Source organism: Mycobacterium talmoniae, assembly GCF_001854525.1.
Taxonomy (GTDB): Bacteria; Actinomycetota; Actinomycetes; order Mycobacteriales; family Mycobacteriaceae; genus Mycobacterium; species Mycobacterium talmoniae.
This window is the reverse complement of sequence record NZ_MLQM01000366.1, coordinates 1-715: the sequence shown is the minus strand read 5'-3', so window position 1 is coordinate 715 and position 715 is coordinate 1. Positions and strand designations below refer to the sequence as shown.

At 70.9% G+C, this 715-nt stretch carries 1 protein-coding gene; it reads left to right on the top strand.

The features are described 5' to 3' along the window. A partial coding sequence (locus BKN37_RS27395; RefSeq protein WP_131823738.1) for a DEAD/DEAH box helicase occupies positions 1–715 on the top strand: 715 nt, incomplete at both ends.

The window sequence follows — 715 nt, the reverse complement described above, 5'->3', positions numbered from 1 at the left end:
CACCCCCCCACCCCCCCCCCCCACCCCGCCGCCCACAGCGCCAGGTGGGTAAAAGAGACCGCGCCCGCGGGTTGCCGGTCACCACGATCTTCGGCGGGGTGTCGCAGACCCGGCAGGTGGCCGCGCTCAAGGCGGGCGTCGACCTGGTGGTGGCCTGCCCCGGGCGTCTCGAGGACCTGATGAAACAACGCCTGATCAGCCTGGACGCGGTGCAGATCGCGGTGCTCGACGAAGCCGACCACATGGCCGATCTCGGGTTTCTGCCCGGGGTGACCCGCATCCTGGCGGCGACCCCGGCCGGGGGGCAGCGGCTGCTGTTCTCGGCGACCCTGGACAACGGGGTGGACAAACTGGTGCGGCGGTTCCTGCACAACCCGGTGTTGCACTCGGTCGACGAGGTCGACGCGCCGCCGCCGGCGATGACCCACCACGTGTTCCACGTCGCGGACGCGCAGCACAAAAAGGACCTGGTGCACCGGCTGGCGTCGGGCAGCGGTCGCCGAATCCTGTTCCTGCGCACCAAACATCAGGCCCGCAAGCTGGCCCGGCAACTGACCGAATCCGGGGTGCCGTCGGTGGATCTGCACGGCAACCTGTCGCAGCCGGCCCGCGAACGCAACCTGGCCGCGTTCACCACCGGCCAGGCCCGGGTGCTGGTCGCTACCGACATCGCCGCGCGCGGGGTACACGTCGACGAGGTCGAGCTGGTGGTGCA